Here is a 20,515-nt window from a genome sequence, read left to right on the forward strand (position 1 = left end):
CAACGCTGCGACGATAGGCCGATGCATATGAGCACCGATACCCCGCAGCCCGTCCCGATCGGTGACTACGCCTTCGTCGGTGATCTGCGGACCGCCGCGCTCATCTCCCCGACGGGCAGCGTCGACTGGTTGTGCCTGCCGCGTTTCGACTCCCCGTCGGTGTTCAGCGCGCTGCTGGGGACGCCCGACAACGGCCGCTGGCTGATCGGCATCGTCGATGGCCGGGTGGAGGGGCGCGACTACCTCGAAGACACCTTCGTGCTGCGCACTAGGTGGCGCGCGCCCGGTGGGACCGCCGAGGTGCTCGACTGGATGCCCATCGGTCAGGATTGCTCAGACTTGGTGCGTCATGTGCGGTGCACCGAGGGCACGGTCGAGGTGGAGCACGACCTGTGTATGCGCTTTTCCTATGGCGACGTCGTGCCCTGGGTCCAACGCATCCACGTCGATCGAGAGGACGGATCGACCGAGGAGGTCCTCCACGCCGTCGGTGGACCTGCGGCACTGGCCCTGCACGGGCCCCTGCCCACGGCCGCGCCCGGGGAGCAGCGGCACCGCGCACGTCATACCTTGCGCCAGGGTGAGGAGTTGATCTGGGTGCTGACGGGGCAAGACTCGTGGCGCGACGTGCCGCCGATGATGGACGTCGCCACCGAGCTGGACGCGACGATCGCGAACTGGCACGGGTGGGCCAGCTCGATCGATGCGCACGGACCATGGGCCGGGCAGGTGCGGCGCTCACTTCTCGTGCTACGCGCGCTGACCCATGCGGACACCGGTGGCATTGTGGCGGCGGCGACCACCTCGCTGCCGGAGGAGTTGGGCGGCAGCCGCAACTGGGACTACCGCTACACCTGGCTGCGCGACTCCGCGCTGACCCTCGAGGCGACGATGGCGCATGGCTTCGACGGAGGCGCTGCGGCGTGGCGGCAGTGGCTGCTCCGGGCGGTGGCCGGCGATCCGCAGGACATGCTGATCATGTATGGCGTGGGCGGTGAGCGTGACCTCCTCGAGCGCGAGCTGCCGCACCTAGCGGGGTATGCGGCGTCCCGCCCTGTGCGTGTCGGCAACGGTGCGGTGGGCCAGTACCAGGCGGACGTGATCGGTGAGGTGCTGATCGCGCTCGCGCAACTGCGGGACGGCGGTCGGGAGGAAGACAAGTTTTCGTGGGCACTGCAGCGGGCGATGCTCGACGTGCAGACGCGACGCTTCGACCAGCCTGATCACGGGATCTGGGAGATGCGAGGGGAGCCGCACTTCTTCACGCACGGTCGGGTGATGATGTGGGCGGGCTTTGACCAGGCTGTCAGGGCAGTGGAGGAGCATGGGCTGTCGGGGGACGTGGACCAGTGGCGTCAGCTGCGGGGCAGGCTGCGCGAAGAGATCGAGGAGCGGGGGATCGGGCCGGACGGGGCCTTCCGCCAAGCCTATGGAAACACACTCGTCGACGCCTCGTTGCTGCAGATCCCGCAGACCGGGTTCGTCGCTTACGACGACCCGCGGATGCTCGCGACGGTGGCCAGGATCGAGGCGGAGTTGGTCGACGACCACGGCTACGTGCACCGCTACCGCACCGGACATGGCATGGACGGGCTGCCTGGCGGCGAGGCGTCGTTCCTCATCTGCAGTTTCTGGCTCGTCGAGCAGTATGCGCACTCGGGCCGCCTGGAGGTTGCGAAGGACCTGATGAACAAACTCACGGGCACTGCGGGCGAGCTCGGGCTTCTCGCCGAGCAGTACGACCCCGTCGCGGGGCGGATGCTTGGCAACTATCCTCAGGCCTTCAGTCACCTGGGCCTGATCAGGGCCGCCTCGGCGATTGAACTATGCAGTGACCGCCCCCACCCCGAACCCCCCGGCGCGCGTTACGGCACGGCGGCCCGCGTCTCGGACAGTGACTGACGGAGGGTGCGCAGTCTTCTCAGCTCTTGAGACGGACCATGCCTTCCTGGCCGACCGTGGCGAGCAGGGTGCCGTCCTGGGCATACATCTGTCCGAGCCCGAGGCCCCGTCCGGACTGGGCAGAGGGTGAAGACTGGGTGTAGAGGACCCAGTCGTCCACGCGAGCCGGGCGGTGGAACCACATGGAGTGGTCCAGGCTCGCCGGGCGCAGGCGTGGGTCGCCCCAGCTGATGCCATGGCGGCGCAGGATGGGCTCGAGCAAGACGTAGTCCGAGCCGTAGGCCAGGATCGCCGCGTGCAGCAGGTCGTCGTCGGGCAGCGGTCGGTCCACGCGCATCCAGACCGACTGCTCCGCCGGGCCGGGTCCGGTCGGCTGGAGGAGCAGACGCTCGACGTGACGCAGGTCCAGCGCGCGGCGACGAGCAAAGTGCTTGGCGACGGGGTTGTCCACCTTGGCCAGGATGTCGCGGTCAGAACGGAAGTTGTCCGGGCCCGGCACGTCCGGCATCGGGTCCTGATGTTCCAGGCCCTCGGACTCCTCCTGGAACGACATGATGATCGACATCAGGATTCGACCCTCCTGAATGGCGTGGACGCGACGGGCCGAGAAGCTGTGTCCGTCGCGCATCCCTTCGACGAGGAACCGGATCGGCTTACTCGCGTCGCCAGCGCGCAGGAAGTAGCCGTGCATCGAGTGGATGTGCCGTTTGCCCTGACCGGTGTCAGGCACCCGCTCAACCGTCCGACCTGCGGCGATGACGCACTGTGCGAGCACCTGACCGCCAAAGACCCGGCCGTGCGGTTGCGGCTGGCTGCGGCCGACGAAGACGTCACCCGGTGACACGCCAAGGTCTCCGGTCGCGTCGTTCGGCGACGCTACCTGGATCGTGGTGGAGCCCTCCCATTTGAGGTCCAGTACGTCGAGCAGATCATCGATGGGATCGTCCAACACTCCGTCAGTCACCTTGCCGAGCCTAATGGTCCCGGTAGGGGCGCTCGCCAGCGAGTCGACCCTCGACATCGTCTGGCGGGGGACAGGTCACCCAGGTGAGTGGCTCGTGCACGCCATACCGCCGGCTGGCGGGGACAGGTCACTCAGGTGAGTGGCTAATGCACGCCGGGCCGCCACGGCGCACGTCCGGTGGTGAGGGGGTGGTGATGATGATGACGTCCAGGGTGCGGGGGCCGTGGACTCCTTCGACACGGTTGAGCTCGATGTCGCTGGTGGCGCTGGGTCCGCTGATCCAGGTCAGTGGGCGGCTGGGGTCGAGCAGGGCTACCGCATGCGGGACGTCGTGGACGACCTGGTCGGCGCGGATGACGCAGACGTGCTGGTCGGGGACCAGGGTGAGCGCGCGACGGCCCTGGTCCGGGGTGTGGTCGAGGACGATCGTGCCGGTAGTGGCGACACCGACCCGAGCCGCGGTCACCACGGCATCGATCGCGTCGAGCCGGTCCGGGGTGAGCTGTTCGTCGGCGACCAAGCTGATCCCGCTCTCGTGCAGGTCGGCCACCCAGGATGCTTCGAGCCCGTCGGGCACCACGACGGTGCGTGCGCCCCCTCGGTGCAGGGCGGCTGCGATCGTCGCGCCCACTTGCGGCAGCGCGCAGCGGACCACGGTGGCGCGATAGTCGGCGACGTTCTCGGCGAAGAGATCCAGCGTCTGGTCCGGCCCCGGCGACTCGACAGCGATGAAAGGGACGTTGCCGCGGGCGCCCACGGCCGTGGCCACGTCCTCGGTCGCCTCGCGCAACCGGCCCAAGATCTCTTCCCGGGCGCTCACGAGCTTTCCTCCGGGCTCTCGGAGTCGCCGTGGGTCCTGGCCCACCACTGGCGGAACGTCTCACGTGGTGGCGTCGGCACGTCGCGAGCCTGGGTCCATGCGCCCAGGCCGGGGACGCTGCGGATCGTCCGGTTGCCGATGACGCGGCTGCCGAGGGTCGCGGCTCGCTGCGCCGCCTCCAGCCGGCGGTGGTCGCCGAACGTCCAGGCGGCGGCCTTCATCCCCAGCGCCTCGGGGGAGCGGCGCGAGGACTCGTCGACGACCTGGGTGCGCAGGTCGACGAGCATCGCGGGTATGTCGATCCGCACCGGGCAGGCGTCGAAGCACGCGCCGCACAGTGACGATGCGAACGGCAAGGAGCGGTCGATCGGGGTCCCGGTGCCGCGGAGCGCAGGGTTGAGGACGGCACCGATCGGGCCGGGATAGACCGAGCCATAGGCGTGGCCGCCGGCGCGTTCGTAGACGGGGCAGACGTTGAGGCAGGCCGAGCAACGGATGCAGCGCAGCGCCTGCCGCCCAAGCTCGTCGGCGAGCACGTGGCTGCGTCCGTTGTCGAGCAGCACGACGTGGACCTCTTGCGGCCCGTCGCCGTCGTGCACGCCGGTCCACATCGAGGTGTAGGGGTTCATCCGCTCGCCGGTGCTGGACCGCGGCAGCAGCTGCAGCATGGTGCCCAGGTCGGCAAAGCTCGGCAGCACCTTCTCGACGCCGACCACCGAGATCAACGTCTGCGGCAGCGTCAGGCACATGCGGCCGTTGCCCTCGGACTCGACGACGACGAGCGTGCCGGTGTCCGCGATCGCGAAGTTGGCCCCGGAGATGGCGACGGTGGCGCGGAGGAACTTTTCCCGTAGGTGCAGGCGTGCGGCCTCCGCCAGCCGGGCGGGCTCATCGGTGAGGTCCGGTGGTGCGGGGCGGCCGACCTGGCCCATCTCGCGCAGGAAGATCTCCCGGATCTCCGCCCGGTTGCGGTGGATCGCCGGGACCAGGATGTGGCTGGGGAGGTCGTGCCCGAGCTGCACGATGAGCTCGGCGAGGTCGGTCTCCCAAGCATCGATCCCGGCTGCCTCGAGCGCCTCGTTGAGCTCGATCTCCTGGGTCGTCATCGACTTGACCTTGACGACTTCCTGCGCGCCCTTGGCCCGCACGAGATCGACGATGATCCGGTTGGCTTCGGCGCCGTCACGGGCCCAGTGCACGGTCGCGCCGCGGCTGATGAGATTGGTCTCGAGCTGCTCCAGATAAGGGGGCAGGTGGTGCAGCGCCTCGTCCTTGGCCTCGGCGCCGGCCACCCGCAGGTCCTCCCATGCCTCGACCTCGCCGACCACCTGCGCGCGCTTGGCGCGGATCGTGGCAGTGGCATGAGCGAGATTGTGTCGTTGCTGGGTGTTGGCCAGGGCTTTGCGGGCCGCGTGCGGGAAGTCGGGCATGCCGATGAAGGTCGCGCTCGTGGCCTGCGGCGGGGCGGGGTGTCGGTGCGCGTCGTGCTGCGTGGGTGCCGAGCTCATGCCGGATCCTGTTCGGTCGAGGCGAGCACCTCTGCCAGATGCAGATGGCGCACGCCGGCTCGCGTGCGGTCGAGCAGTCCGCCGATGTGCGAGAGGCAGGAGTTGTCGCTGGCGACCAGCACCTCGGCCCCGGTGTCGCGGACGTGCCGGGCCTTGTCCGATCCCATGGCGATGGAGATGTCGGCGTTCTTGATTGCGAAGGTGCCGCCGAAGCCGCAGCATTCCTCCGCTTCCGGCAACTCGACGAGGTCGATCCCGCGCACCGCGCGCAGCAGCCGAAGCGGCTTGTCGCCGACGCGGAGCAGGCGCAGCGAGTGGCAGGTCGGGTGGTAGGTCACGCGGTGCGGAAAGTAGGCGCCGACGTCGGTGGCGTCCAGCACGTCGACGAGAAACTCGGAGAGCTCGTAGACCTTGGGGGCGAGCTGCTCCGAGACCTGCGCCAGGCCCTCGTCCCCAGACCGCCGCGCGAGCATGGGGTGCTGCTCCCGGATCGAAGCGACGCACGATCCAGAGGGCGCGACGACGTAGTCGTAGGCGCCGAACTGGTCGACGAAGCTGCGCACGAGAGGCGTGGCCTCATCCGCATACCCCGTGTTGGTGAACATCTGCCCGCAGCAGGTCTGCGCGCGGGGGAACTCCACCCGGCAGCCCAGCCGCTCCAGGACGGTGACCGTCGCACGGGGAGCCTGGGGCCACATGGTGTCGTTGAAGCAGGTGGCGAAGAGCGCCACGCGTGGACCCCTCATCGAGCCTCCTCTGTCGCAAGCCCTCTGTTGGCCCTATCGCCCATGACCGACCGGCTGGGTCAATGGTTAGACCATTGCTGGAGGGGAAGTCTAGGACTATGCTCACACGACGTCAAGGGTAGTGGAGGCGGAGGCGATGAGCACGAGCACGGGCGCGAGCCAAAGTATGAGCACCAGCACGGGGGCGACGCCCAGGGCCTACGAACAGGTCGTGGGGTGGATCGAGGACCGGATCCTCTGCGGCGCCTTCGAGGTCGGCGACGTCCTCCCTGCTGAGCGCGACCTCGCCGTGCAACTAGGAGTGAGCCGTGCCGCAGTGCGCGAGGGGGTCCGATCCCTGCAGGCCCAGGGGGTCCTGAGGTCCTCGGTGGGCGCTGGCGGGACCGGGGGGACGCGGGTGGCAGCGCTGTCCTCCGGCGCGCTTACGCGATTGATGCGGATTCACGTCGCCCTCATGCACTACCCGCTCGAGGACGTGATCGAGGTGCGGGTCGCGCTGGAGCGGCTCAGTGTGCGCCTGGCGGCGCAGGGTGTCACGCTCGAGCAGCTGGACGGACTGCAGGCGCGGGTCGAGGACATGGACGGCGCGCAGTCGCGGCTCGACTTCAACGACGCCGACGCGGCCTTTCACGTCGCGATCGCGGAGGCAGCCGGAAACCGGCTCGCCGCGGAGACGACGATCGCCATCCGCGAGTCGGTGCGAGCGCCGCTGATGACGAGCCTGTCGCGTCTGGACGACGATGTCTTCGCTCGCATCAGGGCAGAGTTCAACGCCGAGCACCGGGCCGTCCTGGAGGCGATCAGTAGCGGCGAGGCCGAGCGCGCAGAGACGCTGATGGAGACTCACATCCGCACGGCCTGGACTCGGCTCCAGAGTGCCGTCGCATCCGAGCCGGAGCGCCAGGGAGAGCAGGAGGCTCGCCATACCTCTGGGGCGGCGGAGCCGGGCGGCGTCGCTGCGGTGACAATGGGCGCATGAGCGTTCATCCCCTGACCAACGTGCCCGACGTGGCGCTGGTTTATCCGATCACGGTGCGCTGGGCCGACATGGACGCCTACGCGCACGTCAACAATGTCAACTACCTGCGGTTCTTCGAAGAAGCGCGGGTCTACGCCTTCAAAGACTGGTTCGGGCAGGACCGCGACCTCATCGACGAGGGCATGCTGGTCGTGTCTCAGGCGATCGACTACCTCTTGCCGATGGGTTTTGCCTATGCGCCCTGTCGGGTTGCGGTGTGGTGCAGCGACGTGGGGGCAGCGAGCTTCGAGCTGGGGTATGCGGTGGCTGGCGCCCAGGGAGACGACACGGTCTATGCACGGGGTCGGGTGACGTTGGTGTCCTATGACCTGCAGACGGAGCGACCGCGGCGGCTCGGCGCGGCGGAGCGCGAGGCGCTCTCCGCGGTCCTCGGCACGGGACCGCGGCTGCGCAGCGACAAGCGTGCTGCCGCCCCACGGGCGGTGGCGGGATGAGCGCCGCTGCCGCGGGACCGTCGGTGCTGAACTTTGCTGATGGCGAGGCCATCGCCGATCTGGCCACCTACGTGACGCGGGCCAAGAGTCTCGACAGTGACGCCGCGATCCGGTTGCAGGCGGTCGGGCGGGTGCTCGCCGCCTGGACCGCTGTCGTTCCGGGCCAGGGTTTGACCCAGGCCGGCCTGGTGCTGGCGCTGCGCACGATGCCGCTCGCGGAGGAGCACGACCTGGATGTGACCGTGCCCCTGGCGGCGCTGAGCGACCGCTTTGCGAGGCGGGCCGCGACCCACGACGCGGGCACGACCATCCCCGTGCCGCCAGCGACGGTGCAACCGATCTGGACTGCGGTGACGCCGCCGCGGGGTGGCTGGGAGGACTATGGCAGGGTCTCCTCGGTCGTGCTCCTGGGGGCTGCTGAGGCAGGGATCGAGGAGATCGCCAAGGGCGCTCCCGAAGGGTCGGGAGCCAACGCGGTGGCCCGCCTCCGCAACCTGGTCTGGTCGCGCGCGGTCGCCGGTGGGGCGACTGCAGGCGCTGGGCTCGCCGCCAAGGTGCTCGGTTTTGCCCGTCCCGGCGACGGCTTGACCGCCACCGTTTCAGCGAGTGGGTCCTGGACTCGGGTGACTCTGCCAGCCGGCTACATCCTGTCGCGCTGAGCCAGCCAGACGGTCGTGTCCTGGGGGAGCAGCCCATCCTCGAGCCGACCGCTGCAGACCAGGACCTCCGCACTCTCGGGAAGCGCGACCGCAGCGTCGCCGAGGTTTGTCAGCACGGTGATGGGTATGCCGTCCTTGCGCGCGTTGACGAAGGCCAGGACCTGCGCGCCATACCCGTCGATCCAACGCAGGCCGCCGACCCCCAGATCGTGCACGCGCCGCAGGCGCAGCATGCTCCGGTAGATCTCCAGGGTCGACCCGGTCACGCCCTCCTGCCGGTCGGCGGCGAGCGAGCCGTAGACCAGCGGCTGAGGCAGCCACGTCGCGCCGTCGGGGCTTGGGCCGAAGCCGTAGGAGGGGGCGCCGGCCTCCCACGGCAACGGGACTCGGCAGCCGTCCCGACCGATCTCCTTACCCTTGGTCCGGAAAAAGGCTGGGTCCTGGCGCACCCGGTCTGGCAGCGCGGTGTGCTCTGGCAGTCCCAGCTCCTCGCCGTTGTAGAGGTAGGCAGATCCTGGCAGCGCGAGCATCAGAGCCGTCGCCGCTCTGGCCCTGCGAAGCCCCAGCACCGCGTTGGGCTGGACGCTGCGCGCGCCGATCCCGTTGGGCCGTGACGCACCGACCCTCAGTCCCAGGCGCGAGGCGTGGCGGACCACGTCGTGGTTGGACAGCACCCAGGTCGTCGGCGCGCCGACCGCATCGGCAGCCTCCAGGGAGTCATCGATGACCGTGCGCACGTCTTTGGCACGCCAGGACGTCTCCAGGAAGTGGAAGTTGAAGGCCTGGTGCATCTCGTCCGGCCGCACATAGCGCATCGTGCGCTGCTGCGAGGGGAGCCAAGCCTCCGCGCACAGGATCCGGTCCAGTGCGGGGTCGCCCTGCGGGTTGTAGGAGTCCAGGATCGAGCGCCAGGCCCGGTAGATCTCGTGCACCCCATCCTGGTCCCACATCGGTCCCAGGTTGGCGTGCTCCGCGCCCTCGGAGTGCGACGCCGCCATCACCGCCTTCTCCTGCCAGTCCGGCATCGCTTCGTCTTTCAGGAGCGCGTGCGCGACGTCGACCCGGAAGCCGTCGACGCCCCGGTCCAGCCAGAAGCGCAGCACGTCGTGAAACTCGTCAACGACCTGCGGGTTGCGCCAGTTGAGGTCGGGCTGCAAGCTGTCGAAGAGGTGCAGATACCACTGCCCGAGCGTGCCATCCGCCTCCGTCACCCGCGTCCACGCGCTGCCGCCGAAGACCGACTTCCAGTTGTTCGGCGGCTCGTTTCCCTGCTCGCCGCGTCCTTCGCGGAAGAGATAGCGCTCACGCTCGGGCGATCCCGGCCCGGAAGCCAGGGCTGCTCGAAACCAGGTGTGCTCACCGCTGGTGTGGTTGGGCACCAGGTCGATCAGCACGCGCAGCCCATGCCCGTGGGCCGCCTCGATGAGCACGTCCACGTCCGCCAGCGTCCCGAACAGGGGGTCGACGTCGCGATAGTCGGCCACGTCATAGCCAGCGTCGATCATCGGGGAGACGTAGAACGGGCTGATCCACAGGGCGTCGACGCCGAGGTCGGCAAGGTAGGGCAGGCGGGCGGTAAGGCCGGGCAGGTCGCCCACTCCGTCGCCGTCGCTGTCGGCGAAGCTGCGGGGGTAGACCTGGTAGAGGACGGCGTGGCGCCACCAGGGTGCCTCGTGCGACTGGGGGGCGTGGGGGGAGACAGAGGTCACGACAGACGAGGGTATGTCGAAGGCCCGGGTCGGCTGCAGGCGGCTCACCCGGGAGGGGGACAGGTCAGGGCTCGAGGGCGTTGACCAGCGAGTGCGCCGCGTTGAGCATGTAGGTCCTCATGAACTCCTCGTCCTGCGGCTCCATCTGGTCGCTGATCGTGGCGATCGCGGCGAACATGTGGTGCAGCCAGCGGTCGCGCTGCGTCGGTGTCACCTCATACGGCACATGACGCATCCGAAGTCGGGGATGTCCCCGCTGCTCGGAGTAGGTGCCCGGTCCGCCGAAGTACTGCTCGAGGAACATCCGTAGGCGGACCTCCGCGGGACCGAGGTCCTCCTCGGGGTACATCTCGCGCAGGGGTTCGTCGTCGGCCACCCCGAGGTAGAACTCGTGCACGAGCCGGACAAAGGTCTCGTGCCCGCCGACCCGCTCGTAGAACGAGAGCTGGGGGACGGCTCGGGCCTGGATCGTCTGCGGCTGCTCACTCACGCCCCCAGTCTCTCAGGTGGCGCTAACGTCGAGAGCCGTCGGGGAACAGCTCGATCGCAAAGCCCTGGTCGTAGCCCTCCACCTCGATCGTCAGATCGTCCAGGTCGCCGACGCCCTCGCCCAGGTAGAGCTCGCTGGTGACGGGCTCCTCCGTCCAGCTTGACCACCACCCTCCCCGGTGCGGCTCGAGCTCCTCTATCGGCTGGCCGCTGATCAGCATGCGGAGACGTCCCTTGCCCTGAGTCGTCACTACTGCGAAGCGTGGTCGTCCCTCGCCCTCAAGGGTCACCACACCGTTCTTGAGCGTGCCGTGGCCAAGAGGCGGGGGTCGCTGCCCCTCGAAGGCCAACGGTTTGTCCTCATGTGCGGGCCATGACGACGGCAGGGGCGGCGCGTCGGTGAAGTCGAAATCCTCGTAGGGAACGGGCTCAAAAGCCCAGAGGGGCGCCATCGGCTGACCAGGGAGGGCCTGGAGTGCGGCGCGGAGACTGCCCGGCTCCTGGCCTTTCGGCGGCGGCATGCCCCAGGCGTCGCGGGGGTAGCTGAAGTTGTCGACGAGTTGGTAGGAGAAGGACAGGTATGCGGTGCCGAACTCCGACTGGACCGAGCCTTCATTGCCATAAGGTCCTTGGACGAACTGCATGATCGAGTCGGTGTCGAGGGCGGTCATGAAGAGCGCAGACTCGACTGAACTGCCGGGTGGCTGCAGATCGTAGGGGTAGCCGTCGGCGGGGAAGTCCCACCGGGCCACGAAGCGATGACCGCCGACGAAGTAAGGAACCGGCGCCTGGGTGCTCGGATCGAGACCCGGCCCGCTGCTCGCCTCGATGCTCGTCGTGTGCTGGGGGATGGGGGTAGCGTCGCTGACCTGGACCTGCCAACGCACCTCGTCGCTGTCCTGCACAAGGGTCGTCACAACCACGGTCCGGCGCTCGCCAGGACCTGGCCGCAGCGTGTCGGGCAGCGCAAAGGTCCTGGCCTGGTCCGGCCCGTAGACGAGCCACGCACCGTCGCGCAGCATCGGGTCCTGCTGGTGCCACAGGTCCGCCGGGGTGGCGCCGTTCCACGCGCGCAGATCCCCGTCGTCGGTGAGCGGTTGTCCATCGACGGTGACAATCAGGGCCGCGCTGGATCCGGCCCATGCGCTGACGGCCGAGTCGTGCGTGATCTCGACCTTCTGGACGTACGTGCGCCCCCACCATCCGCGGATGCTTGGGCTGTCTTTTGTCACCGGCACCGATCCGGCGGGCACCGCGGGCTCGGTGGCGTTGCCCTGCCTCACCGCTGCATTGTGGGCGAGCATGTCATCGGCGCCGTTGACCTCGTAGTAGAACGCGAGCAGGGCTTTACCGCGGCCGGGCAGATCCCCGGTCCAGGTCAGGCTCGCGTCCTGGGGCGACACCAGGCCGAACGGTGTCGGAGTGAGCCGGGTGACAGGCGGTTGGCCTTGCCGGCCCGCGCACGGGAGTGTCACTGGACCTTCGTCGAAAGTCATCGTCAGCGCCGGGATCACCAGGTGGGGGTCGTCGACCGCGGGGAGGTCGCACCACAGCACGGCAAACTTGGCGAACTTCCCGTGGTTGCCGCCCATCAGCTCCAGCGGTGCGTTGGCGTTGCCGTAGTCGATGGTGACCGACTGGAGCAGCTGCAGGCCTTCGTTGCTCGTCGGCGCCTTGCCCCTGGCGTCGAGCTCCCAGCCGCGCGACGCCAGGCTGACCTCCGGCATCGACTGGGCCGTGCCGACCCGGCCGGTGGCGGCGGGGTCTCTAGGGTCGTTGTGGGTGAGCGCCCAGCCGGCGCCAGCGAGGATGAGGACCAGGCCAGCCAGCAGGAGCAACCGCCAGTGACCGCGCAGCGAGCGGAGACGACCGCTCACGGGGAGGGCGGCACCGGCCGGGGTGACGGGCGACTCGGGGGGCGAGCGGAGGTCGGTGAGGAGGGTCTCGACGAGGTCCTGTTCTGAGGTGTCGTGGCGATCCGCCACTGCCTCCAGCGCGTCCCTCACCCCAGACACCGACGAGATCTGGCTGGCGACCTTCCTGGTCCGGACGCCGACGGCGCGACCCACCCGGGCCGGCGCCCAGCCGTGGACCAGGCCCAGGACGGAAGCGGCCCGCTCACGAGGCGGCATACCGGCCACGACCTCGCCCGCGTCAGCGCCGAGGCTCCCGTCAGGTGAGATCCCGAAGGAGGGCCGCCCCCAGCGGTGCCGATGCGCTGTCCGCAGGAAGTCCTGGACCAGCCCGGCCCGCGCCTCGTCCAGCCCGACCGGACCGCTCGAGGTCCTCGCCGAGCGGCGCACTGCCCGTGCGGTCAGGACGTCGGCCCGGTCCGTGTCGCCGGTGAGCATGCGGGCGGTGCGGTGCAGGTCCAGGGCGTGCCGACCAACAAAGGCGCTCAGCTGGTCGTCGTGGCGGTGCCCTCCCATCACGACATCCTCTCAGCCGGCGGCAGTGGACCGCGGTCTCAGGAATGCGAGCCGGTGGTCGGCGTGATGGCCGGGCCCCGCACGCCGGCCTGGTCGAAGGCGCGCTTGGCGCGCTCGCGGAGCTCTCGGGGGATGGCGTACTGCTCACCGGGGCGGCACTTGGCGAAGATCCGGATCGTCATCGTGCCTCCGGAGACCGATTCGACCCCTGCCACCGTCGGTGGCTCCAGGAGCTTGTCGGCCCACGTCGGGTCCTGGGCGAGGCTCTCCACGACCGTGTGGAGCAGGCCGATGACCTGCTGGGGGTCCTGGTCGTAGGCGACCGGCACGTCGATGGTGGCGACCGCCCAGCCCTGGCTCTTGTTGCCGATCCGGACGATCTCGCCGTTGCGGATGAACCAGACGACCCCGGTGGCATCGCGCAGCCGCGTCACCCGCAGCGTGACCTCCTCGACGGTGCCGGTGGCCTCGCCCGTGTCGATGACGTCGCCGACGCCGTACTGGTCCTCGATGATCATGAAGATCCCGGAGAGAAAGTCCTTAACGAGCGCCTGCGCGCCGAAGCCGAGCGCGATGCCACCGATCCCGGCTGACGTGAGTAGGGGTGCGAGGGGGAGCCCGACCTCGGCCATGATCGTCAGGAGGGCGATGGTGGCGATCGTGAAGGTGGCCAGGCTGCGCAGCACCGTGCCCATCGTCAGGGCACGCTGGCGCCGGCGCTCCTGGTTGGCGCCGGTGGCCGAGTGGAGCATCCGCTCAAAGCTGCTGCGCTCGTGGTCGTCGGCGCGCTCGACCGCGTTGTCGACGACGCTGCGGACGGCGCGGTGCAGGACCCACCGCAGGATGAGGGCACCCAGGATGATCAGGACGATCCTCAAGGGTGGCCCCAGCAGCCAGTCCACCGTCGAGTCCCAGCTGGTGAACGGCCACGTGAGCGTCTGCATACCCCGCATTGTCGCGGCTGCGGCGCGCTGAGTGCGGGAGCACGTGGCCGAGCCTGACAAACTAGGGTCGCCATCCCCCCCGTGACACGTCGAAAGGCTTCCCCGTGCCCGAGCTCACCCCCCGTCTGACCGAGCTGGCTGATGCCTATGGCGTCGCCACGCAGTTCTGGGACTGGCAGGGCCGCCACACTCAGGTCCCGACCCAGACCGTGCTCGCCGTCCTGGGCGCACTCGGCATTCAGGCGGAAAGCGACGACGACATCGAGGCGGCCCTGGCGGAGGTGGAGGAAGCGCCGTGGATCCGGATCCTGCCACCGGTCACGGTTGTCAGCGAGGGGGAGCGTCCGCAGGTCCCGGTGCACCTGGCCGACGGCACCGCCTTCGTGGTCCGGCTGATCCTCGAGGACGGCACCACCAGCGCGGTGGGCGCTCGCAAGCAGGGCAAGGAAAGGCGCGAGGTCGACGGCGTGCAGGCGGTGCGGGTGTTCCTCGACCTGCCGGTAGACCTGCCGCTGGGGTGGCACGCGGTCGAGGTGCGGGTCGGCGCCGCGGTCCGCCACATGCCGCTCGTCATCACCCCCCAGCGGATCGAGCTGCCGGAGGCGCTAGCGCGGGACGGGGCGCAGAGCTGGGGCTTGATGACCCAGCTCTATGCGATGCGATCGCAGGAGTCGTGGGGGATGGGCGACCTGGCGGACCTCGGGGACGCCGGGGCCTGGGCCGCCGGTCTCGGCGCCGACTTCGTGCTCGTCAACCCGCTGCACGCTGCCGAGCCGGTCCCCCCGATCGAGCCTTCCCCCTACCTGCCGACGAGCCGACGGTTCGTCTCCCCGCTCTACATCCGGGTCGAGGACGTGCCCGAGGTCGGATATCTGTCCGCGGCCGAGAGGCAACTGGTGGAGTGGCACTCCGACGACGCCAAGCGTTACCTCAGCCTGGAGTTCCTGGAGCGCGATGCCGTGTGGATGGCCAAGGAAGCAGCGCTGCGGATGATCTTTCGGCAGCGTCGGTCGCTGCGTCGGGCGCGGGCGTTCAACGCCTTTGTCGAGCGCGAGGGTCAGGGGCTCGTGGACTTTGCGACCTGGTGCGCACTGTGCCAGATGCACGGGAGCCGGTGGCGCTCCTGGCCCAAGGAGATGCAGGACCCGCGCAGCGCCGAAGTCGAGGCGTTCGCGGAAAAGATGGCCGACGAGGTGGAGTTCCACTGTTGGCTGCAGTGGATCCTGGACGACCAGCTCTCCCGCGTGCAACGCGACCTGGTGGACATGGGTATGGCGCTCGGCGTCATCTCGGACCTAGCGGTTGGGGTCCATCCGGACGGCGCGGACGCGTGGGCTCTGGGTGATGCCCTGGCTCGGGGCGTGACGGTGGGAGCGCCAGCTGACCAGTACAACCAGGTCGGTCAGGACTGGAGCCAGCCGCCATGGCGTCCGGACAAGTTGGCCGAGCTGGGTTATGAGCCTTACCGAGACATGATCCGCGCCGCGCTCCGCGACAGCGGTGGCCTGCGCGTGGACCACGTGATCGGGCTCTTCCGCCTGTGGTGGATCCCGCAGGGCATGAAGCCCTTCCACGGCACCTACGTGCGTTACGACCACGAAGCGATGATCGGCATCCTCCTGCTGGAGGCGCACCGTGCGGGTGCGGTCGTGGTGGGTGAGGACCTGGGGACCGTGGAGCCGTGGGTGCGCGACTACCTCACCGATCGCGGTGTCATGGGCACCTCGATCCTGTGGTTCGAGCGTGACTGGGAGGGCGATGGCGGCTTGCTCGACCCTGAGCAGTATCGAGAGCTGTGCCTGGCCACGGTGACGACACACGACCTGCCCCCGACGGCGGGCTATCTGGAAGGGGTGCACGTCGAGCTGCGGCACCGGCTGGGGCTGCTCGAGCGGTCGTTGGAGGAGGAGCAGGAGGAGGACGAACGCTCTCGCGAGGAGGTGCTGGCCGACCTGCGGCGGCGCGGCCTTCTGCGTGAAGGGGTGGGCGTGCCCGAGCAGGTCGAGGCGCTGCACGCCTTCCTGACCCTGACCCCCGCCAAGCTCATCGGGGTCAGCATCAGCGACCTCGCCGGTGACAAGCGCGTCATCAACCAGCCCGGCACCGACGAGGAGTATCCCAACTGGCGGGTCCCCTTGGCTGGCCCTGACGGGACCCCGGTGCTGCTCGAGGAGCTCTTCACCTGGCGCACCGCCCGCCGCCTTGCTCGCACCGTCAACCGCGGCGACTGACCGGGCGGTCGTTGTTGCCAGACCGGACGGGTGGGGCGCTAGGCGGCCCTGCGACGACGGCGGGTCCGTATCGAGTGGAGGTCAACGCCGCTGCGCTCGACCTCGAAGGGAAGCCGGCGTAACTCCCCCTCCCACCCGGCATACCCGCGGATCTCGGGGATGGGCTCACGGACGACTTCCATCACTCGGCTCGCGACCCGCTCCGCCTTGTTCAAGATCTCATCACTGGTCCATCGCACGCCGCGTAGGCCAAGGCGTTCGATTCGCCCGTGACGCTGCTTCTCTTGATGGAGTCGACGTAGGGCCGACTCCTCCGGGCTCGTGGTGGGGTTCATGTCGAGGAAGTACTTGTCGTGGCCATCAGCCTCGAAGAAGATGCCCTTCTCCGGATCCAGGCCGTCCACGCGGCCGACGAAGTTCCGTTGATCGTCATACATATTCATCTGAGGGATGGGCATCGGCACGCCGCGCTCATAGAGCGCGACGAAGGAGTAGGACTCCAGCCAGGTCTCGCGCCGAGGATCGCCGAGCGCGACGGCCGCAAGGGCTCTGGGGCGCCCCACCCACCTCCGTTGCGTCGAGAGCTCGTCCAGAAGCTGCCGTTTGGAGAGCACTCCCGACCGCAGCGCCTGGTCCACGAGTGCGGTGCCATGGGGGAGCCTTCGCGATCGGAGGGTGTCAGCCGCGGTGCGGGCGGCGCTGGTCACTCTGAGGCCGTCGATCTGGGTGACCGGGATGTCGTGTGAGTCGCTGTGGTGCACCACGAGTCTGTCTTCGCGCCACGAACGCGGGCAACGATCAACTGTGGTCAGCTCGATAGGGGAATGTGGCGAGATGAGGACGCTGTAGCCGTGGAGCAGAGCGGCGCTGGTATGGCTGGCTACGTGACCGGGGAGCCTACGGAGGTGTTCGCGGACCTGGTCGAGGTGCGCGGATCTGAGCTGTTCCCAGTGCGCACTGGGGGGAGCCGGATCCTCCATCACGACATACCAGCCCCGCCGCACTCGACGCACCTTCGCCAGACGTAGTAACTCCTCCAGCCGGCGCCGCCCGATCCCGGCTGCTTCTGCCTCTGGACGACTGAACGGGTGCGGAAGATCGCGAAGGCTCATGCCTCCCAAGGTGTCGTCGCGGGGACGTCGTGGGAAGGTGCTCCCCCGGAAGTGTGGAAAGCCACCACCCGCACGCTGCGGGTGTGGACGACCGGACGGGCGTGAGTGCCATAGGGGGACCTATGTCACTGGTGCCCGTCCGGTGTGGCAGGGCCGACCGTCCGGTGTGACAGGAGCGACCGTCCGGTCAGGAGGTGGCGTCGACCGCCTGGGCGCGGATGCAGCGGGCGACACTGTCGCGGTTTTCGGCGATGGTGCGGCGTAGCGAGTTGGAGACGTCCGGGTGGGAGTCCAACCAGTGCTGCGAGGCGTCGAGGAGCTCTTGGGAGGCGATCCGCAAAGGGTAGAAGCCCACGGCGATCGACTCGGCAATGTGGTGGGTCCGTCCGTCCCAGACCTTCTCGATCACGTCGTGGTAGCGCTCGATGTAGGGCAGCAGCAGCGAGTCATCGTGCACCCAGCCGAAACCAAGCGCCATGGAGGCGAGGACAGCGTTGGACAGGCCGTCCTGTTCCACCGCAGCGACCCAGGTCGCCTCCTTCGCGTCCGCGGTCGGCATGGACGATCGCGCACGGGCCGCCTTCTCCCGCCCGGTCGCGGTGTTGTCAAGCTCCTGCTCGGCCACGATCTGGGCCTCTCCGGCCGCCCCGGAGGCGGTCAGCGAGTTGAGCAGCGTCCACCGCATGTCCTGGTCCAGGTCGAGACCCTCGAGGACCACGTCACCGGCGAGGACGTCCGCAATCAGCTGCTGGTCATCGGCCGACCGGGCCAGCGCGGCCCACGCGGTGATCAGCTGCAGCTGCGCGTCACTGCCCGGCGCAGCCGCCTTCGCGGCAGCCCGCAGTCCCGCGGTCAGCTCGGCCACCACGCCCTCGCGGTGCGTCGGTGCCGTATAGGTCAACGCAGCCGACGTCACCTGCTGGATCAGCACCCGCAGCAGCGTCGAGTCTGTCTCGCCCGGCAGCGCCTTCACCGCGAGTCGGACATAGTCGGTCGCGGCCATCTCACCGTCGCGAGTCATGTCCCAGGTCGTCCCCAGCACCAGGGCGCGGGGTAGCGACTCTTCAAAGGACTGGACGTGCCGCAGCGCCGTCGCCAGGGAGGCCGGGTCCAGCCTCGTCTTGGCGTAGGCCAGATCGTCGTCATTGACCAGCAGGAGATCCGGCATGGGCTGGCCCACCATCTCGGTCACCTCCGTCCGCTCACCGTCGACGTCCAGCTCCACCCGGTGCACGCGACGCAGCACGCCGTCGTCCAGCGAGTAGGCCCCGACCGCCAGTCGGTGCGGGCGCAGCGTCGGGTGCTCCTGGGGAGCGGTCTGCACGAGGGCGAGGGAGGAGATCGTGCCGTTCTGCGCGACCTCGACCTGCGGCGTCAAGGTGTTGACGCCGGCGGTCTCGAGCCAGACCGTCGACCAGCCGGACAGGTCGCGCCCGGACGTGGCCTCGAGCTCGACCAGCAGGTCCGCCAGGGTGGTATTACCCCACGCGTGCTTGGCGAAGTAGGCCCGGATCCCGTCCCGGAAGGGCTCGCGTCCCACGTAGGCCACCAGTTGCTTGAGCACCGACGCGCCCTTGGCGTAGGTAATGCCGTCGAAGTTCACCTCGACGGCGGCCAGGTCCACCATGTCCGCCGCGACCGGGTGGGTAGAGGACAGCTGGTCCTGCCGGTAGGCCCACGCCTTCTCGGAGGTGCCGAAGGTCGTCCAGGCGTCCGTCCACTGTGTCGCCTCGGCCTGGCAGGTCGTCGAGGCCCACTCGGCGAAGGACTCGTTGAGCCACAGGTCGTCCCACCACCTCATCGTGACAAGGTCGCCGAACCACATGTGCGCGAGTTCGTGCAGGATCGTCAGCGCGCGGCGCTCCACAATCGCCTCGGTCACCTTGGACCGGAAGACATAGCTCTCCACGATGGTCACGCAACCCGCGTTCTCCATCGCTCCCATGTTGTACTCCGGCGTGAAGATCTGGTCGTACTTGGTAAAGGGGTAGGGCTGGTCGAACTCCTCCTCGAAGAACGTGAAGCCCGCCTTGGTGACGTCCATGATGTTGTCCGCGTCCAGGTAGCGACGCAGGCTCTTGCGGCAGAAGACGCCCAACGGCACCTCGCCCGCGCGCGTGCTCACCGAGTCGCGCACCACGTCATACGGGCCCGCGACCAGCGCAGTGATGTATGACGAGATCCGCGGGGTCGGCGAGAACTCCCACCGCGCGACCTCGCCTCCGTCGATGTTCGCGGCGTGGGGCGCCGGCTGCGGCGGGGGTGTCGGCTCGTTGGAGATGACCTGCCAGTGGGCGGGGGCGGTCACGCTGAAGGTGAAGGTCGCCTTGAGGTCGGGCTGCTCGAACACCGGATACATCCGGCGGCTGTCGGGCACCTCGAACTGGCTGTACAGATACACCTCGCCGTCGGAGGGGTCCACGAAGCGGTGCAGCCCCTCGCCGGTGTTCATGTAGGTGCCGGTCGCGGCCACGACCAGCTCGTTGTCGGCGGCCAGCCCCGCGAGCGCGATACGACCGGATTCCCAGGCCTGGGCGGGGTCGAGCTCGCGTCCATTGAGCACGACCGACTCGACCGAGGTGCCGACGAAGTCGATCCACGACTCCGCGCCGGGGTCCGCGCAGCTGAACCGCACCGTGCTCGTCGTCCCGAACGTCTTCGGGCCGTGCGTGAGATCGAGTGCGACGTCGTAGGACGATGTGGACAGCAGAGCGGAACGCTGTGCCGCTTCGTCGCGGGTCAGGTTCGTGCCAGGCATGCAGAGACCTCCGGGGTCGGTGGGGTTGAAGCTAGGCGCGGCGTTCGCGCGGCGCAGATGTCCAGCGTATGTCGAGGGGCCGGGTGGCGGCTCATCGTCGCCTCGGTGACACGATGGGTGGCATGACGACACCAGCCAGGACTCCCTCCCGCCCGCAAGCCGAAATGTTCTTCGACCCTTGCTGCCCGTGGGCCTGGATGACCTCCCGCTGGCTGATGGAGGTCGAGGAAGTTCGCGACCTGGACGTCACCTGGTCGGTGATGAGCCTGTCGGTCCTCAATGAGGGCCGCGACCTCGACCCCGACTACCGCGCTTTCAACGACCGCGGTTGGGGCCCGGTCCGCGCCATCATCGCGGCGACCCACGACTTGCCGCAGGACGAGGCCAACGTCCTGCGCAAGAAGATGTATGACGCGTTCGGCCAGAAGATCCACCTTGACGGACGGGGCACCCAGGACCTGCCGTCGCTCATCACCGAGGTCCTAGAAGAGCTCGACCTGGACCCGGCCATCAACGAGATCGCCCAGGGGGAGTCGGTTGACGACGAGCTCCGCGAGAGCCATCACCGCGCGATCGACCTGGTCGGTGACGATGTCGGCACCCCGGTCATCGCGATCGGCGACGTCGCCTTCTTCGGTCCCGTCGTCACCCCTGCCCCCAAGGGCGAAGAGGCCGGCAGGCTCTGGGACGGCTGCCTCCTGGTGGCCGGCACTCCCGGGTTCTTCGAGCTCAAGCGGACCCGCGACAAGGGCCCGGACTTCAGCTGACCCC

Annotated in this window: 16 protein-coding genes; 6 read left to right on the forward strand and 10 right to left on the reverse strand. The window is 68.9% G+C overall.

Annotated elements, in window-relative coordinates; genetic code table 11:
* Positions 1-27 precede the first annotated feature (27 nt).
* Entirely contained in the window at positions 28-1,902 is a 1,875-nt protein-coding gene (locus tag Q4P07_RS02150; RefSeq protein ID WP_303373245.1) for a glycoside hydrolase family 15 protein, read from the forward strand.
* Positions 1,903-1,921: 19 nt separating this feature from the next.
* On the opposite strand, the gene Q4P07_RS02155 is transcribed toward Q4P07_RS02150, so the two are convergent.
* The 4 genes from Q4P07_RS02155 to Q4P07_RS02170 form a co-directional block, all read right to left on the reverse strand.
* Positions 1,922-2,866 carry an acyl-CoA thioesterase II gene (locus Q4P07_RS02155; protein ID WP_303373246.1) on the reverse strand — a complete coding sequence of 315 codons (945 nt, stop codon included), beginning with the start codon at positions 2,864-2,866 and terminating at the stop codon, positions 1,922-1,924.
* A gap of 127 nt (positions 2,867-2,993) precedes the next feature.
* Positions 2,994-3,686, reverse strand: a complete 693-nt coding sequence (locus Q4P07_RS02160; protein ID WP_303373247.1) for a lactate utilization protein C — start codon at positions 3,684-3,686, stop codon at positions 2,994-2,996.
* Positions 3,683-5,116, reverse strand: coding sequence for a LutB/LldF family L-lactate oxidation iron-sulfur protein (locus tag Q4P07_RS02165; protein ID WP_303373285.1), 1,434 nt, complete (start codon positions 5,114-5,116; stop codon positions 3,683-3,685). Before Q4P07_RS02165 ends, Q4P07_RS02160 begins: the two co-directional genes overlap by 4 nt.
* Positions 5,117-5,190: 74 nt before the next feature.
* Positions 5,191-5,940, reverse strand: coding sequence for a (Fe-S)-binding protein (locus Q4P07_RS02170; RefSeq protein ID WP_303373248.1), 750 nt, complete (start codon positions 5,938-5,940; stop codon positions 5,191-5,193).
* Between the two features lie 166 nt (positions 5,941-6,106).
* On the opposite strand from Q4P07_RS02170, the gene Q4P07_RS02175 reads away from it, so the two are divergent.
* The 3 genes from Q4P07_RS02175 to Q4P07_RS02185 are packed head-to-tail and all read left to right on the forward strand — an operon-like array spanning position 6,107 to position 8,072.
* Complete coding sequence (locus Q4P07_RS02175; RefSeq protein WP_303373249.1) at positions 6,107-6,919, forward strand: FadR/GntR family transcriptional regulator; 813 nt, start codon at positions 6,107-6,109, stop codon at positions 6,917-6,919.
* The gene (locus Q4P07_RS02180; protein WP_303373250.1) at positions 6,916-7,413 is read left to right on the forward strand and encodes a thioesterase family protein; all 498 of its coding nucleotides are present in this window, start codon (positions 6,916-6,918) and stop codon (positions 7,411-7,413) included. Before Q4P07_RS02175 ends, Q4P07_RS02180 begins: the two co-directional genes overlap by 4 nt.
* The gene (locus Q4P07_RS02185) at positions 7,410-8,072 is read left to right on the forward strand and encodes a hypothetical protein (RefSeq protein WP_303373251.1); all 663 of its coding nucleotides are present in this window, start codon (positions 7,410-7,412) and stop codon (positions 8,070-8,072) included. Before Q4P07_RS02180 ends, Q4P07_RS02185 begins: the two co-directional genes overlap by 4 nt.
* Here the strand turns inward: Q4P07_RS02185 and Q4P07_RS02190 are convergent.
* The 4 genes from Q4P07_RS02190 to Q4P07_RS02205 form a co-directional block, all read right to left on the reverse strand.
* Positions 8,054-9,781, reverse strand: coding sequence for a glycoside hydrolase family 13 protein (locus tag Q4P07_RS02190; protein WP_303373252.1), 1,728 nt, complete (start codon positions 9,779-9,781; stop codon positions 8,054-8,056). The two genes, Q4P07_RS02185 and Q4P07_RS02190, sit on opposite strands and share 19 nt — an antisense overlap.
* Before the next feature lie 64 nt (positions 9,782-9,845).
* A complete protein-coding gene (locus Q4P07_RS02195) occupies positions 9,846-10,271 on the reverse strand; it encodes a globin (RefSeq protein WP_303373253.1) in 426 nt (141 codons plus the stop codon).
* A 22-nt stretch (positions 10,272-10,293) separates the two neighbouring features.
* Positions 10,294-12,699 (reverse strand): hypothetical protein, encoded by a 2,406-nt coding sequence (locus Q4P07_RS02200; RefSeq protein WP_303373254.1) that lies wholly within the window; start codon positions 12,697-12,699, stop codon positions 10,294-10,296.
* A 38-nt stretch (positions 12,700-12,737) separates the two neighbouring features.
* The gene (locus tag Q4P07_RS02205; protein WP_303373255.1) at positions 12,738-13,643 is read right to left on the reverse strand and encodes a mechanosensitive ion channel family protein; all 906 of its coding nucleotides are present in this window, start codon (positions 13,641-13,643) and stop codon (positions 12,738-12,740) included.
* 104 nt (positions 13,644-13,747) lie between these two features.
* Between Q4P07_RS02205 and malQ the strand changes: the two genes are divergently transcribed.
* Positions 13,748-15,874 carry a 4-alpha-glucanotransferase gene (gene malQ, locus Q4P07_RS02210; RefSeq protein ID WP_303373256.1) on the forward strand — a complete coding sequence of 709 codons (2,127 nt, stop codon included), beginning with the start codon at positions 13,748-13,750 and terminating at the stop codon, positions 15,872-15,874.
* 38 nt (positions 15,875-15,912) lie between these two features.
* Here malQ and Q4P07_RS02215 read toward each other — a convergent pair whose 3' ends face one another.
* Positions 15,913-16,986, reverse strand: coding sequence for a hypothetical protein (locus Q4P07_RS02215; RefSeq protein ID WP_303373257.1), 1,074 nt, complete (start codon positions 16,984-16,986; stop codon positions 15,913-15,915).
* A 187-nt stretch (positions 16,987-17,173) separates the two neighbouring features.
* Positions 17,174-19,744, reverse strand: a complete 2,571-nt coding sequence (pepN, locus tag Q4P07_RS02220) for an aminopeptidase N (RefSeq protein ID WP_303373258.1) — start codon at positions 19,742-19,744, stop codon at positions 17,174-17,176.
* 122 nt (positions 19,745-19,866) lie between these two features.
* On the opposite strand from pepN, the gene Q4P07_RS02225 reads away from it, so the two are divergent.
* On the forward strand, positions 19,867-20,511 hold the full coding sequence (locus tag Q4P07_RS02225; protein WP_303373259.1) for a disulfide bond formation protein DsbA: 645 nt from the start codon (positions 19,867-19,869) through the stop codon (positions 20,509-20,511).
* Positions 20,512-20,515 lie beyond the last annotated feature (4 nt).

It is taken from the genome of Ornithinimicrobium sp., assembly GCF_030537745.1.
Taxonomy (GTDB): domain Bacteria; phylum Actinomycetota; class Actinomycetes; order Actinomycetales; family Dermatophilaceae; genus Ornithinicoccus.

Excerpts from the sequence above, each read along its gene's own strand:
- Q4P07_RS02215 (WP_303373257.1), bottom strand. The coding sequence starts at position 16,986 with ATGAGCCTTCGCGATCTTCCGCACCCGTTCAGTCGTCCAGAGGCAGAA.
- Q4P07_RS02175 (WP_303373249.1), top strand. The coding sequence starts at position 6,107 with ATGAGCACCAGCACGGGGGCGACGCCCAGGGCCTACGAACAGGTCGTG.
- Q4P07_RS02170 (WP_303373248.1), bottom strand. The coding sequence starts at position 5,940 with ATGAGGGGTCCACGCGTGGCGCTCTTCGCCACCTGCTTCAACGACACC.
- Q4P07_RS02225 (WP_303373259.1), top strand. The coding sequence starts at position 19,867 with ATGACGACACCAGCCAGGACTCCCTCCCGCCCGCAAGCCGAAATGTTC.
- Q4P07_RS02205 (WP_303373255.1), bottom strand. The coding sequence starts at position 13,643 with ATGCAGACGCTCACGTGGCCGTTCACCAGCTGGGACTCGACGGTGGAC.
- Q4P07_RS02165 (WP_303373285.1), bottom strand. The coding sequence starts at position 5,116 with ATGCCCGACTTCCCGCACGCGGCCCGCAAAGCCCTGGCCAACACCCAG.
- Q4P07_RS02200 (WP_303373254.1), bottom strand. The coding sequence starts at position 12,699 with ATGGGAGGGCACCGCCACGACGACCAGCTGAGCGCCTTTGTTGGTCGG.
- Q4P07_RS02185 (WP_303373251.1), top strand. The coding sequence starts at position 7,410 with ATGAGCGCCGCTGCCGCGGGACCGTCGGTGCTGAACTTTGCTGATGGC.
- Q4P07_RS02180 (WP_303373250.1), top strand. The coding sequence starts at position 6,916 with ATGAGCGTTCATCCCCTGACCAACGTGCCCGACGTGGCGCTGGTTTAT.
- pepN (WP_303373258.1), bottom strand. The coding sequence starts at position 19,744 with ATGCCTGGCACGAACCTGACCCGCGACGAAGCGGCACAGCGTTCCGCT.
- Q4P07_RS02150 (WP_303373245.1), top strand. The coding sequence starts at position 28 with ATGAGCACCGATACCCCGCAGCCCGTCCCGATCGGTGACTACGCCTTC.